This window comes from Intrasporangium sp. (assembly GCF_036566125.1).
GTDB lineage: Bacteria > Actinomycetota > Actinomycetes > Actinomycetales > Dermatophilaceae > Intrasporangium.
In genome coordinates this window covers 15,556-31,962 of sequence record NZ_DATCWX010000302.1, presented here as the reverse complement: position 1 = coordinate 31,962, position 16,407 = coordinate 15,556, and the positions used below count along the sequence as shown (strand labels likewise).

10 protein-coding genes are annotated in these 16,407 nt (G+C 68.7%); 6 read left to right on the top strand and 4 right to left on the bottom strand.

Annotated features, from left to right (window positions below; translation table 11 throughout):
- On the bottom strand, positions 1-899 hold an 899-nt coding region (locus VIR15_RS18215), incomplete at its 3' end, for a hemolysin family protein (RefSeq protein ID WP_331930350.1).
- Between the two features lie 140 nt (positions 900-1,039).
- Here VIR15_RS18215 and VIR15_RS18210 point away from each other — a divergent pair.
- From VIR15_RS18210 to VIR15_RS18190, 5 genes are all read left to right on the top strand, one after another.
- Positions 1,040-2,149: an ABC transporter ATP-binding protein gene (locus VIR15_RS18210; protein WP_331930348.1), complete on the top strand. Its 1,110-nt coding sequence runs from the start codon at positions 1,040-1,042 to the stop codon at positions 2,147-2,149.
- Positions 2,146-2,949: an ABC transporter permease gene (locus VIR15_RS18205; RefSeq protein WP_331930346.1), complete on the top strand. Its 804-nt coding sequence runs from the start codon at positions 2,146-2,148 to the stop codon at positions 2,947-2,949. The genes VIR15_RS18210 and VIR15_RS18205 overlap by 4 nt, the downstream gene beginning before the upstream one ends.
- 184 nt (positions 2,950-3,133) lie before the next feature.
- Positions 3,134-7,042: a multifunctional oxoglutarate decarboxylase/oxoglutarate dehydrogenase thiamine pyrophosphate-binding subunit/dihydrolipoyllysine-residue succinyltransferase subunit gene (locus tag VIR15_RS18200; RefSeq protein ID WP_331930344.1), complete on the top strand. Its 3,909-nt coding sequence runs from the start codon at positions 3,134-3,136 to the stop codon at positions 7,040-7,042.
- 229 nt (positions 7,043-7,271) lie between these two features.
- Complete coding sequence (locus VIR15_RS18195) at positions 7,272-7,448, top strand: DUF6104 family protein (RefSeq protein WP_331930342.1); 177 nt, start codon at positions 7,272-7,274, stop codon at positions 7,446-7,448.
- A gap of 131 nt (positions 7,449-7,579) precedes the next feature.
- Positions 7,580-8,284, top strand: coding sequence for a GDSL-type esterase/lipase family protein (locus tag VIR15_RS18190; protein ID WP_331930340.1), 705 nt, complete (start codon positions 7,580-7,582; stop codon positions 8,282-8,284).
- 36 nt (positions 8,285-8,320) lie between these two features.
- Here VIR15_RS18190 and VIR15_RS18185 read toward each other — a convergent pair whose 3' ends face one another.
- Positions 8,321-8,755 carry a hypothetical protein gene (locus VIR15_RS18185; RefSeq protein ID WP_331930338.1) on the bottom strand — a complete coding sequence of 145 codons (435 nt, stop codon included), beginning with the start codon at positions 8,753-8,755 and terminating at the stop codon, positions 8,321-8,323.
- A gap of 348 nt (positions 8,756-9,103) precedes the next feature.
- On the opposite strand from VIR15_RS18185, the gene VIR15_RS18180 reads away from it, so the two are divergent.
- Positions 9,104-9,352, top strand: a complete 249-nt coding sequence (locus VIR15_RS18180; protein WP_013493302.1) for a WhiB family transcriptional regulator — start codon at positions 9,104-9,106, stop codon at positions 9,350-9,352.
- Positions 9,353-9,430: 78 nt separating this feature from the next.
- Here VIR15_RS18180 and VIR15_RS18175 read toward each other — a convergent pair whose 3' ends face one another.
- Positions 9,431-10,924 (bottom strand): sensor histidine kinase, encoded by a 1,494-nt coding sequence (locus VIR15_RS18175; protein ID WP_331930334.1) that lies wholly within the window; start codon positions 10,922-10,924, stop codon positions 9,431-9,433.
- Between the two features lie 134 nt (positions 10,925-11,058).
- On the bottom strand, positions 11,059-16,272 hold the full coding sequence (locus tag VIR15_RS18170) for an NAD-glutamate dehydrogenase (protein ID WP_331930332.1): 5,214 nt from the start codon (positions 16,270-16,272) through the stop codon (positions 11,059-11,061).
- Positions 16,273-16,407 lie beyond the last annotated feature (135 nt).

Here is a 16,407-nt window from a genome sequence, read left to right as displayed (position 1 = left end):
TCGAGCCGGATCGTCTCGGGCACGACGAGGCGGTCGGACATGAGCGCGGACACCGGGACGTCCTTGCGGCGGTCGTGCGGGACGGCCATCGCGCGCTTGACGTGGACCACGCCGTCGATGTCGTCCCAGTCATTGCCGAGGACGGGGAACCGTGAATGGCCGGTGCGCCGCGACAGCCGTAGGACATCGTCGGCCGACTCGTCCCGGTGGATACCGGCACAGCGCACGCGAGGCGTCATGACGTCGTCAGCAGTGCGCTCACCGAAGCCGAGCGTCTTGGTGAGCAGGCGAGCGGTCGTGACCTCGAGGGTCCCCGCCTCGGCCGATCGCTGCACGAGGCTCGCCAGCTCCTGCGGCGTCCGTGCCCCGGAGAGCTCTTCCTGGGGCTCGATCCCGATGGCGCGCAGGAACGCGTTGGCGGAACCGTTGAGCACGAGGATGAGCGGCCTGGCCACCGTCGCGAAGACTCGGACGGGCAGCGCGACGACCTTCGCCGTCGTCAGGGGGGCCGAGATGCCGAGGAACTGCGGGAGCAGCTCGCCGAAGACCATCGAGAACGCGGTGGCCAGCACGAGGGCGAGGGAGCTGGAGATGGCCTCGACGGCTGGCTGTGCGAGCCCGAGGCTGCTGAGCGGGCCGGCCAGGAGGCGGCCGATGGACGGCTGGGCCAGGTAGCCGACCACCAGAGTCGTGATGGTGATGCCGACCTGGGCCGCTGACAGCTGGGTGGACAGCTGCTTGAGGGACTGGAGCACGATCCGGGCGTGGCCGTCCCCGGCGTCGATCGCCTTCTGGACGGTCGGCCGGTCGAGGGCGACGAGGGAGAACTCCGCAGCGACGAAGACGGCGGTGCCGCCGGTCAGGAGGATCCCCGCGAGCAGGAGCAGCCACTCCGTCACAGCGTCCTCACCGCATCCTCACCGCATCGTCAACGTGCCCTCACCGCGCCCACTATATGGACCCGTCGAGTCACTTGGAGCGGTGTGGTTGAGTTGGACGCACACCAGGAATCGCCCCTCGGGGCCTTGAAGGAGGCGTTGTGACAGCCGCGTCGGCCGCCACTCCAGCACAGCCCGCCGCCGGGGGCGCCAAGCCGTCCGCGGATCCGCAGCAGGGCCGGATCGAGGTCCGTGGACTGACGAAGAGGTTTGGTCGGTTCACGGCCGTCGACCGCCTCGATCTCGACGTCGTGCCCGGCCGGATCACGGGCTTCCTCGGCCCCAACGGCGCCGGCAAGACGACGACCCTGCGGATGCTCCTCGGGCTGATCCGTCCGACCGCCGGCACCGCAACCATCGAGGGGCGCCGCTACCACGACATCGCGAACCCGCTCACCGTCGTCGGGTCGGCGCTCGAGTCGACGAACTTCCACCCGGGGCGTACGGGGCGCAACCACCTGCTGACCCTGGCCGCCGCTGCCGGGATCCCGGCCAGTCGCGTCGACGAGCTGCTCGACCTCGTGGGCATCCCCGCTGCGGCGAGCAAGCGCGCAGGCGGCTACTCGATGGGCATGCGACAGCGACTTGGGCTCGCGGCCGCGCTGCTCGGAGACCCTCGAGTCATCATCCTCGACGAGCCCGCCAACGGCCTGGACCCCGACGGCATCCGGTGGCTGCGCGGGTTCCTGCGCCACCTCGCGTCGGAGGGCCGCACGCTGCTCATCTCGAGCCACATGCTGTCCGAGGTCGAGCAGACGGTCGACGACGTCGTCATCATCGCGAACGGCAAGAGGGTGGCACAGGGCACCATCGAGGAGCTCCGAGGCGAGCCGACCGCCTTCGTGCGCACCTCCGACCCCGACCGGCTGGCGAGCACCTTGGCCGGCAGGGGACTGAGCCTCAAGCGCACGGACGGCGGCATCCAGGTGACGACCGAGGACCTCGCCATGGTGGGAGACCTCGCGCACGCGGCGGACATCGCGATCCACGAGCTGCGCGCGGAGAAGACCCACCTCGAGGAGCTCTACTTCAACCTCACCGAGTCAGACCAACACCGCAACCGCAACCTCGGTGAAGCGGTCGCACCGCTCGGCCAGCTGCCCCCGCCGAGCGGGCCGCCCATCGACCCGAGCCTGCTCGCCGTCACCCCGGACGCTGCGCCACCGGACACGAGGGAGCCCGAGACGCAAGGACAGGAGGAGTCGCGGTGAGCAAGGCCGTCAGCTCGGAGTTCCGCAAGTTCTTCACCACGCGGCTGTGGTGGGGCATGCTCATCGCGATCGTCGTGGCCGGCGCCGCCTTCGCGGCCCTGTTCGCGTTCCTGTTCACCAGCGATGCCGTCATCGGCGAGGGCGGCCCCGGCCTCCCCACCTCCGACGCCGAGCTGGCCCGGACCACCTTCACGAGCGGCATCGGCGTCGGCTACCTGCTCACCCTGGCCATCGGGGTGATGACCGTCGGGGCCGAGTACCGCCACAAGACGATCACCGCCACCTTCCTGGCCGAGCCCAAGCGCAGCCGCGTCATGGTCGCCAAGACCATCCTGCTGCTGGCAGTCGGCGCCATGTACGGTCTCGCCTCGCTGACCGCATCGGTGGTCACCGGCGCGACGATCCTCTCGTCGCGCGGACACGAGCCGTTCGGAGACCCGGAGATCTGGCGGACCCTTGCCCTTTCCCTGCTCGTGCTGGGCCTCTGGGCGCTCATCGGGCTCGGGGTCGGCATCCTCATCCCCAACCAGGTCGCGGCCCTGCTCATCGCGGTCGGCGTCGCCTGGATCGTCGAGCCGATCATCGGAGCGGTCCTGCCGTTGACCGAGATCGGGGCAGACATCGCCCGCTACCTGCCGTCACAGGCGACGAACGCGACCCTGAACGTGCAGAACGTCAGCTTCGGCGGGACGGTGTCCGACCAGCTTGCCTGGTGGGCTGGGGCGCTCGTCCTCACCGGATACGCCGTGGTCATGGCGCTCATCGGCACCATCCGGACGGTCCGCGCCGACATCTCGTGACCGGGCCTCAGGCCCGGTCGACCCACAGATTTCCTTGTCCGTATGCCGCTGAGCCGGCTCCCGCTGTCGCCCTCCCTGCGCGTCTTTCGCCATTCAGACGTCTGTCGGGGCGCGATACGTTCGGGGCTAGGCTTGGCCTGTACTCCGCACGACGCACCCCAGGCAACGAAAGAGGCGCATTCGCGTGTCTGAACAGTCCACGTCCGGTGACCCGATGGCATCCTTCGGACCGAACGACTGGCTCGTAGACGAGCTGTATCAGCAGTACTTGACTGACAAGGACTCGGTGGACCGGGCTTGGTGGGCGTTCTTCGAGGGCTACAGTCCGCATGACGCCGACGGCCGCACGGCCGCGCCCCTCGGCAACGGTGCTCCCACGGGTCGTCCGTCAGCGCAGGCGCCTTCCACGACCGCCGCCAGCACGTCAGCCACCCCAACCGACACCCCAACCGACACCGCGTCAGCCACATCGACTGCCCCGTCGTCCGCCCAGCAGCCACCGGCTGCGCCTGCCCCCGCTCCGTCAGCGCCCAAGGCGAATGCCGCCCCGTCCGGCGGGTCCAGCCCCGCTCCGGCCCAGAGTGCTCCTGCGGCCCAGAAGGCGGCTGCCGCCTCGACCGCTGAGCCCGCCTCGCCGAAGCCCCGCGACATCCCGGCCGTCAAGGGGACCGGCCCCGTCAGCGAGCACGCCCTGACGCCGCTGCGCGGCGCACCGGCCCGCGTGGTCGCCAACATGGAGTCCTCGCTCGAGGTGCCCACGGCGACGAGTGTCCGCGCCGTCCCGGCGAAGCTGCTCATCGACAACCGCGTCGTCATCAACAACCACCTCGCCCGGTCGCGTGGCGGCAAGGTCAGCTTCACGCACATCGTCGGCTACGCCATGGTCAAGGCGCTCTCCGTCATTCCCGAGATGAACTACGGCTTCGCGGAGAAGGACGGCAAGCCTGCGCTCGTCCAACCGGCCCACGTCAACTTCGGACTCGCCATCGATCTGCAGAAGCCGGACGGCTCGCGCACCCTCGTCGTCCCATCGATCAAGTCGGCCGAGGAGATGGACTTCGTCCACTTCTGGACCGCTTATGAGGACATGGTCAAGAAGGCCCGCGGCAACAAGCTGACCGTCGAGGACTTTCAGGGCACGACCATCTCCCTGACCAACCCCGGTGGGATCGGCACCGTGCACTCGGTCCCCCGTCTCATGAAGGGGCAGGGCACGATCATCGGTGTCGGCGCCCTCGACTACCCGGCCGAGTGGCAGGGCGCGAGCACCGAGACGCTCAACCGCAACGCAGTGAGCAAGATCCTCACCCTCACGTCGACCTACGACCACCGGATCATCCAGGGCGCCGTCAGCGGCGAGTTCCTCCGGGTCCTGCAGGACCTGCTCCTCGGGGAGAACCGCTTCTACGACGAGATCTTCGAGTCGCTGCGCATCCCGTACGAGCCGGTCCGGTGGATCCGGGACATCGACTCGTCGCACGACGACGACATCAACAAGGTCGCTCGGGTGCAGGAGCTGATCCATGCGTACCGCGTGCGCGGCCACCTCATGGCCGACACGGACCCGCTCGAGTACAAGCAGCGGCGACACCACGACCTCGACGTCACGACGCACGGCCTGACGCTGTGGGACCTCGAGCGCACCTTCGCCACCGGCGGGTTCGGCGGGGCACCCTTCCTCAAGCTGCGGAAGATCCTCGGCATCCTGCGCGACTCGTACTGCCGGACCGTCGGCATCGAGTACATGCACATCCAGGACCCAGAGCAGCGCAAGTGGATCCAGGACAAGGTCGAGGTCGCTTACAAGAAGATCTCCCGCGAGGAGCAGCTGCGCATCATGCGGCGGCTCAACGCCGCCGAGGCCTTCGAGACGTTCCTCCAGACGAAGTTCGTCGGACAGAAGCGCTTCTCGCTCGAGGGCGGCGAGTCGGTCATCGCCCTGCTCGACCGCATCCTCTGCCGCGCCGCCGGCGACGACCTCGACGAGGTCTGCATCGGCATGCCGCACCGGGGGCGCCTCAACGTCCTCGCCAACATCGCCGGCAAGTCCTACGGCCAGATCTTCCGTGAGTTCGAGGGCAAGCAGGACCCGCAGTCGGTCCAGGGCTCCGGCGACGTCAAGTACCACCTCGGCACCGAGGGCGAGTTCTCCTCAGAGGACGGCAAGAAGACCAAGGTCTACCTCGCTGCCAACCCGTCGCACCTCGAGGCGGTCAACCCGGTGCTGGAGGGCATCGTTCGCGCCAAGCAGGACCGGCTCAACCTGGCCGGCGAGTCCTTCACCGTCCTCCCCGTCCTGATGCATGGCGACGCAGCCTTCGCGGGCCAGGGAGTCGTGGCAGAGACGCTCAACCTGTCGCAGCTGCGCGGCTATCGGACTGGCGGCACGATCCACATCGTCATCAACAACCAGGTCGGCTTCACGACCTCACCGAGCTCGTCGCGGTCCTCGGTGTACTCGACTGACGTGGCGCGAATGATCCAGGCGCCGATCTTCCACGTCAATGGTGACGATCCCGAGGCGTGCGTGCGCATCGCCGAGCTCGCCTACGACTTCCGGCAGGAGTTCAACAAGGACGTCGTCATCGACCTCGTCTGCTACCGCCGGCGTGGGCACAACGAGGGCGACGACCCCTCGATGACCCAGCCGCTGATGTACCACCTCATCGAGGCGAAGCGCTCGGTCCGCAAGCTGTACACGGAGTCCCTCATCGGACGCGGCGACATCAGCGTCGAGGATGCCGAGGCTGCCCTCCGCGACTACCAGCAGCAGCTCGAGCGCGTCTTCATCGAGACACGCGAGGCGGCGAAGGCGGCCGAGCAGGAGCGACGGCCCGCCGATCCGGACACCGAGGTGCCCGACAATGCCGGCCTCGAGAAGCCCACGGCGCAGGTCCTCGACGACCGAGCCACGCATCGCTCCTCGACCAAGACCGGAGTCCCGGGGGAGCAGATCGTGCAGATCGGCGAAACCTTCGGCAAGCCGCCGGTTGGCTTCACGATCCACCCGAAGCTCAAGCAGCTGACGGACCGACGGGTCCAGATGGTCCACGAGGGCGGCATCGACTGGCCGATGGCCGAGCTGCTCGCCTTCGGCACCCTTCTCAAGGAGGGGACGCCGATCCGCCTCGCGGGTCAGGACAGCCGCCGCGGTACCTTCGTCCAGCGCCACGCCGTCCTCATCGACAAGAACTCGGGCGAGGAGTGGACACCGCTGCTCTACCTCGGCGAGGGGCAGGCGCGATTCTGGGTCTACGACTCGCTCCTGTCGGAGTACGCAGCCATGGGGTTCGAGTACGGGTACTCCGTCGAGCGGCCCGACGCCCTCGTCCTCTGGGAGGCCCAGTTCGGCGACTTCGCCAACGGCGGCCAGACCATCGTCGACGAGTTCATCAGCAGCTCCGAGCAGAAGTGGGGCCAGCGCAGCTCGGTCGTCCTGCTCCTCCCGCACGGCTACGAGGGCCAAGGCCCGGACCACAGCTCGGCACGGATCGAGCGCTACCTGCAGCTGTGCGCCGAGAACAACATGACCGTCGCCTTCCCGTCGACCGCGGCGAGCTACTTCCACCTGCTCCGGCGCCAGGCCTACGCCCGCCCGCGCACACCGCTCATCGTCTTCACCCCGAAGTCGATGCTGCGGAGCAAGGCCGCGGCCAGCCCCGTCGAGGCCTTCACCCAGGGTGGCTTCCAGCCCGTGCTGGCCGACCACGAAGGCGTCACGCAGAAGGTCGACCGCGTCCTCTTCGCCTCGGGCAAGGTCGTGCACGAGCTGGACGCCGAGCGATCGAAGCGCGAGGACACGTCGACCGCCATCATCCGTGTCGAGCAGCTCTACCCCATTCCGCTCCAGGAGATCCGGGAGGCGGCATCCCGCTACCCCGATGCGGAGCTGGTGTGGGTCCAGGACGAGCCACGCAACCAGGGCGCCTGGCCGCTCATGGCTCAGTGGCTCCACGAGGACCTGTCCGACCTCGGCGAGACCCGACCGTGGCGCGTCATCGCCCGCAAGGCCTCTGCCTCGCCCGCGACCGGCTCGACGAAGAAGCACGCCATCGAGCAGGCGGAAATCATGGACCGCGCCTTCACCCGCTGACCCGCTGGCGCTCCCTGTCCCCGACCGAGCCCGGCCGATCGGACCTCGTGCCCGGCACCCACCGCGCTTCTGTGGCGGTAGGTGCCGGGCACCCGTCGTCTGAGGACTGCAGGGCCCGCGGACGAGCCTTGGGCAGGGGACGAGCCCAGCGGCATACGGCATCTGTGCGTCTCAGCGCACTCCGCCGAGCCTCCATGGCGTGGCGAACCCCACGCGATACCCTCCAACCGTGTACTTCACCGACCGCGGCATCGAGGAGCTCGCCAGCCGGCGCGGCGCGGAGGCGGTGAGCCTGGACTGGCTCGCCGAGCAGCTGAGAACGTTCGTCGACCTCAACCCCGAGTTCGAGGTCCCCATCGACCGTCTGGCGACCTGGTTGGCGCGACTCGACGACGACGAGGACTGACCCACGTGACCGACTCCTCGCACGATCCGGATCGCCCGACCTTCGGCACGGGACCGGCTTACCCCTCTTCGCACACCCGGTTCGACGATGGTGCTGGCACGCGGCAGGCGGCGAGCGCCTCCCCTGCCCGCTTGAGCGAGCCCGGCGCCCGCGTCGCCGCGGCGAGTGAAGAGCCGGCCCCGGGCGAGCCGTCCATCCCGGAGCCGTACTTCTCCCCCACTGCCGAGTTCACCGTCGCCGGCGGCGTCCGCGACGTCGGCATGGTCTTCGTCGGCGCCTCGACGACAGCAGGCTACGGGGACCCGAAGGGCCTCGGCTGGGTCGGCCGGGTCGTGGCACGGACGCAGCACCCCGACCTCGATCTCACCGCCTACAACCTGGGGATCCGAGGGAGCACCTCTGGTGACGTCGTTGCCCGCTGGGCTGGTGAGGCGCACCCACGGTGGAAGGGCCGGTCCGAGCGGCGCCTGGTCCTGTCCTTCGGCACGGCCGACATCCGGAGCGGCATGACGATGGCGCGGTCCCGTCTCAATCTCGCCAACGTCATCGACGAGGCGACCAACGCGGGGATCGGCGTCTTCGTCGTCGGCCTGACCCCGTCCCTGGACGCGGAGCTCAACCGGCGTATCGAGGCCCTGGCCGAGGCGCAGGCGGACGTCTGCGCCCGCCGAGGCATCACCTATGTCGACTGCTTCCGCCCACTGGCCAGCCATGACCAGTGGATGGCAGATCTCGCTGCGAGCCCCGACCGCGCGCACCCCGGGCAGGCGGGTTACGGACTCATCGCTTGGCTCGTGCTGCACAACGGGTGGAACGACTGGATCGGGATCACCTGAGCGATCCCCAGCCGGTCATTCCATCCCGAGGTCCCGTCAGTCCGCCGAGCCCGGCTCGACCAACCGGTGGGCTGGCGACGCCAGCGCGGCCACGATGCTCGCGACGGCCAGAGCCGCGATGCCCGCCGCGATGAGGGTCTGGTCGGAGTCACGGAGCGACCAGGCGACCGGGAGCAGGAGGACGTTCCACACCAGGGTCGGTGTCCGTGGCCACCGCTGTCCCCGCAGCCAGGCCCGAGCCACGACCAGGAGCGCCACGCCGAAGATGACAATCAGGGCCGCCGACGTCAGCGCCGTGGTCAGCGAGTCCTCGGCGCCCAGCGCGATCTCGTAGACGTAGAAGCCGGCGAAGGCGAGCAGGATGAGGCCTTCGACGACGGTGAGCAGGCCCGCGATGAGCGCAGCACGCGAAGGCCTCGTGGGGGCGGCGGCGGAGCTCGTGGGGTCGATCGGGTGCATCGGCTCGGTCACCCGGCCGAGCCTAGTGCGCGCAGGATCACACCTGCCGGGCGGGACATCGACGGAGAGTGGGTCTGGATCTGAACGCGAACTGCAAGTAAGATCGCCTCTTGGTGTGATCTGCGCCCAAAGCCTTGCCCACGGCATGGCCCCTCAGCACACTGGTTGACACCGACGGGTGACGACGAGCGACGCGTACGGAACATTTTCGTGCGCGTCTCCGTTGGTCAGGGGAGCGTTTGCCCCGGTTACCCCGAGGTTCCACGAGTAATGGCTCCGACAACGACGCTGGCGCCGAGAACCGCACCACCACTCAGCCACGTGTGGTGCCGAACGACATGATGAAGGAGCACGAGACTTATGGATTGGCGCGACCGCGCTGCCTGTCTGGATGCCGACCCCGAGCTGTTCTTCCCCATCGGAAACACCGGTCCCGCCATCCTCCAGATCGAGGAGGCCAAGGCCGTGTGCCGGACCTGCCCAGTCATCGACACCTGCCTCAAGTGGGCCCTCGAGACCGGGCAGGACGCCGGGGTCTGGGGTGGCCTGAGCGAGGATGAGCGCCGCGCGCTCAAGCGCCGTAATGCGAGGGCTCGCCGCGCCGGCTGACCCTCGCGAGACCATCGCCCCCGGAGCCCGGTGCCCCTAGGACACCGGGCTTTGCTGTTCTCCCCGTACAGGTCGAGTTCAGGTCAGCGGGCGCAGGCTCGCCGTGAACCGGGCGCGCGTACCACGAGGTGTGGCCGGCTCCCACGCGATCCTCCCCTGCAGGTCCGCAATCAGCGACTGCACGATCTGCGTGCCCAGACCAGAGCCGGGTGGCCGTTCTGGGTTGATCCCCCTGCCGTCGTCCTCGACCGACACGACGAGCATCGGCCGGCCGTGTTCGTCGCTCAGTCGCTCGACGAGGACGCGGATCTCTCCCCCGCGGACGCCGAGGCCGTGCTCGATGGCGTTCTGGACCAGCTCGCTCACGATCATGGCGAGCGCGGTCGCGTCCTCGGGGCGGAGCCTGCCGAAGGATCCCTCGAGCGTCGTGGTGATCGGCGCGCCGTTGGAGGAGACGTCGACGATGGCCTGAAGGCCGCGTTTGACGATGGCATCGAAGTCCACCGACTCGTCGAAGCCCTGGCTCAGCTGGTCATGCACCATGGCGATCGTCCCGACGCGCCGCTCGGCCTCCTCGAGCGCCGTCCTGGCCTCCCCCTCCGGGACCCGACGCGCCTGGAGCCGGAGCAGTGCAGCCACCGACTGGAGGTTGTTCTTGACGCGATGGTGGATCTCCCGGATCGTCGCTTCCTTCGTCATGAGCTCGCGCTCGCGACGCCGCAGCTCTCCGACGTCGCGCAGGAGCACCAGCGCGCCGAAGCGCTGGCCCGCTTCGGTCAGCGGGATGGCCCGCATCGAGACCGTCGTGCCGGCGCCGCTCACTTCGGTGCGCCATGGCTGGCGCCCGGTGACGACGAGCGGCAGCCCCTCGTCGACCGGGTAGGACTTCCGGATGTTCTCCGTGACGACCTGGGCCAGGCTGGCGCCGACGACCTCCCCGAGATGTCCCAGCCGGTGCAAGGCGGACACGGCGTTGGGGCTCGCGTAGGTGACGATGCCGTCGATGTCGAGACGGATGACACCGTCTCCCACTCGCGGAGCTCCTCGGCGCAGCCCGGTGGGAGCGGTGCTGTGGGGGAACTCGCCGGCCGAGACCATGCGACACAGCGCGTCAGCCGTCGCCAGGTAGGTGATCTCGAGACGGCTCGGCGTGCGCGTCGTCCAGAGGTTGGTGTGGCGGGTGACGATCGCGACCACCCTGCCCTCGCGGACGACGGGGATGTACTCCTCGCGGACTGACTGGTGCCCGTTGTCGCCCGGCACCTCCACCTGCCGCACCCGCAGGATGCGCTGCTCGGCTGCCGCCTCGTCCAGCAGCGGGCCGACGTGGTCGTCATTGGCCGTCCGGCCAACCTGGTCGTCGATGAAGACGAGGTGCCCGGTCGTCGGCCGCACGTGCGCGACTGCCTGCCAAGGCCCGTCCGTGCCGCTGGGCGGGCGCACCCAGAGGACGAGGTCAGCGAAGGACAGATCGGCAATCAGCTGCCAGTCGCCAACGAGCAGGTGCAGCCACTCGACCTCGGCGTCGCCGAGAGCCGTCCGGCTGCGCAGGAGCTCACTCAGTGTTGCCACATCGTGAGCCTATGCGTCGTCGCAAGGGACCACGCGGACAGGCGATGTGGACAGACCATGCCGTATGGCGCTGGGCTCGGTCCGTCTCCATCCTCCCTCTCCGGGGATTGAGGACGGAGACGGGACCTCGCGTCTCAGCTGGCCGAGCGGGACGACTTGCTGCGCCTGGGGCCGGCCTGAGCGGCAGTCTTGCCCGAGTTGGCCTGCTTGGCGCCCACGGACGTCGAGGTGACCGGCCGGGCCGGTTGGGCCGGCTGGGCCGGTTCGGCTGACCGAGCGCGCTTCGCGGCCGCCTTGGTGGGTGGCGACGTCGGGCTCTTGGCAGTCCTGCCCTTGGCTTTCGTCGCCGTGGTCCTCGTGCTCGCTCGCGACTTCGCGGCAGGGGGACCGTCAGGTGACGGCCCGGTGGCAGGTGTCCGGCTCACCTCGCCCACGGTGGATGACGCGGGCTTCGTCACGGTGCGCAGGGTGCGGAGCGCGACCGACAGTGCGGCAATACCCGCGTAGGACATTCGCTCGATCCCACCGAGGGCCGCCTGGGCCCGCTCGAGCGAGTCGGCGTTGATGTCGGACCACTGGGCGAGCCGGTCGGCGGCCGCGCTCCCGGGCTCGCTCACCTCGAGGACCGAGCGTGTCAGCACATCGAGGACCGCGTACAGGTCGTCTCGCAGCGCGCCCCGGGCCATCGCGTCCCAACGGTTGTCGCGCGGCAGCGAGGAGACCCTGGTGAGCATCGCGTCGATGGAGAAGGTGTTCGACGTGAGGAAGTAGACCTCGGCGACCTGGTCGAGCCGCTCTCCGCTGTCCGCGGCGATCTCGATGCAGTCGAGCAGCGAGTACGAGTCCAGCAACGACGCTGCGGAGAGCGCGAGGTCACCGGGGATCCCCTTGCCCTCGAAGTCGCGCGCCCGCGAGAGCAACCGAGCCTGCTCCCGTCCCTGCAGCAGCTCCGGGATCCGACCGGCTTGGGCCGCGATGCCCGGACGGAACCGGGCTACCTCGGCGGCGATGTCCAGAGTGGCCGGACGAGTCGTCAGGAACCAGCGGACCGCCCGGTCGAGGAGTCGGCGGAACTCCAGGTAGAGGCTCGTCTGGGCCGCGGTGCTGACGACGTTGTCCGTCGCCTCGACCCGGGCCACGTAGCCGGCGAGATCGAAGATCTCGCGGCACACGATGTAGGCGCGGGACACCTGCTCGGGTGACGCACCGGTCTCCTCGGCCGCACGATATGCGAACGTGATGCCGCCCCGGTTGACCACGCTGTTGGCCACCGAGTTCGTGATGATCTCGCGGCGGAGGGCGTGGGACTCGATCTGCTCGGCGAACTTGCGTCGCAACGGCTTGGGGAAGTACTCCGCCAGCGTGCTGGCGAACCAAGGGTCATCCGGCAGGGACGAGTTGATCAGGTGGTCCTTGAGATACAGCTTGGAGTACGCGACGAGCACGGCGAACTCCGGTGACGTCAGCCCCTTGCCGTCCTTTTGGCGACGCGCGATCTCGGCCTCGCTCGGCAGGAACTCCAGGGTCCGGTCGAGGTCGCCGTGCTCCTCGAGGAACTGGATCAGCCGCCCGTGGACCGGGAGCATCGCGTGCTGCTGGGCCCGAGCGTTGCCCAGCAGCACGTTCTGCTCGTAGTTGTCACGCAGGACCTGCTGGGCCACCTCGTCGGTCATCGACGCGAGCAGGGCGTTGCGCCGCTTCATGGTCAGCTCGCCGGAGCGGGTCAGCTCCGTGAGCAGGATCTTGATGTTCACCTCGTGGTCGGACGTGTCGACCCCGGCGCTGTTGTCGATGGCATCGGTATTGATCCTGACGCCCGCCAGCGCAGCCTCGATCCGGCCGAGCTGGCTGGCTCCGAGGTTGCCGCCCTCGCCGACGACCTTGCAGCGCAGACTTCCGCCGTTGACTCGGATTGCATCGTTGGCCCGATCGCCGATCTCGGAATTCGACTCCCCGCTGGCCTTGATGTAGGTGCCGATGCCACCGTTCCAGAGCAGGTCGACCGGGGCGAGGAGGATGGCCTTCATCAGCTCCGCCGGGGTCAGGCTCTTGGTGCCGGAGCGCAGGCCCAGGGCCTGGACCATCTCACTGGTGATGGGCACGGACTTGAGGGACCGGTCGAACACGCCCCCGCCGGTCGAGATGAGGGAACGGTCATAGTCGGCCCATGACGAGCCGGGTAGCTCGAAGAGCCGGCGACGCTCGGCGTACGAGGTGGCGGCGACTGGGTTCGGATCGATGAAGACGTGCCGGTGATCGAAGGCAGCGACGAGCCGGATGTGCTCGGACAGGAGCATCCCGTTGCCGAAGACGTCACCACTCATGTCACCCACACCGACGACGGTGAAGGGCTCGCTCTGGGTGTCGACGTCCATCTCCCGGAAGTGCCGCTTGACCGATTCCCAGGCCCCGCGGGCGGTGATGCCCATGCCCTTGTGGTCGTATCCGGCTGATCCTCCGGAGGCGAAGGCGTCGTCGAGCCAGAACCCGTAGTCGGCCGAGATGCCGTTGGCGATGTCGGAGAACTTCGCCGTGCCCTTGTCCGCGGCGACGACGAGGTACGTGTCGTCGCCGTCGTGGCGCACCACGCGAGCAGGCGGCACGACCGCTCCCGACACGAGATTGTCCGTGACGTCCAGCAGGCCGGAGATGAACAGCTTGTAGGAGGCGACGCCTTCGTCGAGCCAGGCCCGACGGTCGACCGCAGGGTTGGGCAGTTGCTTGGCGTAGAACCCGCCCTTCGACCCGGTCGGCACGATGACGGCGTTCTTGACCATCTGCGCCTTGACGAGGCCGAGGACCTCGGTGCGGAAGTCCTCACGTCGATCCGACCAGCGCAGTCCGCCACGCGCCACCTTGCCGAACCGCAGGTGCACGCCCTCGACGCGCGGGCTGTAGACCCAGATCTCGAACATCGGACGTGGGGCGGGCAGGTCCGGGACCTTCTTCGGGTCGAGTTTGAGCGACACGTAGGGCTTGGGCCTGCCGTCCTCGGTCACCTGGTAGAAGTTCGTCCTCAGGCTGGCGCGGATGACACCCAGGAAGGCCCGGATGATCCGGTCCTGGTCGAGACTCGCCACGTCGTCCAGCGCTTCGTGGATCCGTGCGACGAGCCGCTTGGACCGGGCCGCCCGCTTCTCCTTGCCGGCCGCCGTGTCAGGGAAGAGGTCCGGGTCGAAGCGGGCCTCGAAGAGCTCGACCAGGCTGCGCGCGATTCCGGTGTGGGCCACCAGTGCGGACTGAACGTAGTCCTGCGAGAACGTCGATGCCGACTGCCGCAGGTACTTCGCGACGGTGCGCAGGATGACAACCTGACGCGACGTCAGTCCGGCGACGAGGACCAGGGCGTTGAACCCGTCGGACTCGATCTCTCCCTGCCAGACGGCTCGGAAGGCCTCCTCGAACCGGCTCCGCACGTCGTCCGCGGCCGTCCCCCGGGCCCAGTGCTCGGCCTCGACCCGCAGGCCGAAGTCGAAGATGTGCAGCTCGCCACCGTCTGGTCCCACGAACTGGTACGGCCGCTCATCGGTCACCTCAACGCCCAGGTGGGTGAACAGTGGCAGCACCTGGGTCAGGGACAGGTCCCCACGCCGATACAGCTTGAAGCGGCGCTCGCCGGGATCGTCCGACTGGGGGTCCTGGTAGAGGTGGAGCGCTGTCGCCGACGGTGAGCCGTCAAGTGCCTCGATCCGGTCCAGGTCCGCGGCAGCGATCTCGACACCGAAGTCCTCCTTGTACGCCTCGGGGAGCGCCTTCGCGTAGGCGGCCATCGCTCGTGCCGCGCCCTCGGCGCCCCGCCGACGGCCGAGCTCCTCGACAAGGTCCTCGTCCCACGTCCGCGTTGCGTCGACGATGCGTTGCTCGACAGCTGCCGCGTCGACCTCGGGGATGTCGACACCCAACGGCACCCGGACGACGAAGTGGAGACGGGCCAGGGTCGACTCGCTGACCCGGGTGGTGTAGTCGATGGACTCGCCGCCGAACGCCTCGAGCAGAATGGCCTGGATCTTCAGTCGGACCGTCGTGTTGTAGCGGTCTCGCGGCAGGTAGACCAGACAGGACATGAACCGCCCGAACTCGTCCGGTCGCAGGAAGAGCTTGGTCTTGCGACGCTCCTGGATGTGGAGCACCCTCGTCGCAACTTCGGCCAGGTGCGCCGCGCTCGTCTGGAAGAGCTCATCACGCGGGTAGGTCTCCAGGATCTGGAGGATGTCCTTGCCCGAATGGCTGTCCGCGGTGAGCCCGGTCAGCCGCAGCACGTCCTGGGCCCGAACGTCGAGCAACGGGATGTCGTGGATCGAGTCGTTGTACGCCCCCGAGGCGTAGAGCCCGAGGAACCGCTGCTCCCCCACGCACTCGCCCCGGGCGTCGAACTTCTTGATGGAGATGTAGTCCAGGTACACGTCCCGGTGGACGGTGGACCGTGAGTTGGCCTTGGTGATGATCAGCAGGGTCGAGTCGCGAGCGGCCCGACTCGCGGCCGGTGTGAGGACCACTCCGGTGCCCGCTTGCGGCCGGTCGTAGCGAAGGAGGCCGAGCCCGGTGCCCGGCACTTGCCGCGAGATGTCCTTGCCGTCCTCGTGAGTGAGGGAGTACTCCCGGTAACCGAGGAAGGTGAAGTTGTTGTGCGAGAGCCACTCGAGGAAACGACTGGCCTCACGCGCCTCGTGCGGGCTGGTTCCCGGCGGTGTCGCGGCCTTGAGGTCGCTCGCGATGGTGAGGGCGTGGGCGCGCATCTTGGGCCAGTCCTCGACCGCGTCCCTGACGTTGTCGAGCACATGACGCAACCGTGCCTCCACCTCTGGGATGGCGGCGTCGGGCAACCGGTCGATCTCGAGGTGCATCCAGGACTCCTGGACGAGCGCGACGTCGTCCGGCACGGGGGTGGCGCGATCCGTCAGCACCTCGACCAGCTCACCCGTCACGGTCCGCGTGACGTTCATCTGGGGATGGACGATGCTGCGCACGCCCCGGTCGAATCCACCGAGCGCGGAGACCACCGAGTCGACGAGGAAGGGCATGTCGTCGACGACGATGTCGACACTGGTGGACGTCGCCTCCTTGCCGTTGGCCCCGACGTCCAGGTTGGCCACTCGGATGTTGGAGGTGCCAACGGGGCGCGACTGCGCGAACTCCCTGTGCCGCAAGGCGGTTGCTGCGAGCTCCGTGGGATCCCGGGCGATCAGCTCCTCGGTGGCGACCAGGTGGTAGTACGCCTTGAGGAAGGAATCGGGGGCCGGCCGAGGCGCCGTCCTGGCCTTGGCCTTTCCCTTCGTGGTGGTCGCGCTCAACGCCGCTGCCGCGGCCTGGAGGACGTCGATCCGGGACTGTTCGAGTGGCGCAGACATGCGATGCTCTTGTTCCTCGTCATGGGCTGGTGCGTGCCACACCGTCGTGGCGCGCATCTCACGATGTGAGCCTATCTCCGTTCGCCGGGCGCCCCGAACAGGCCCACCGGACCGGTGGAGAACCACCGCGGCATG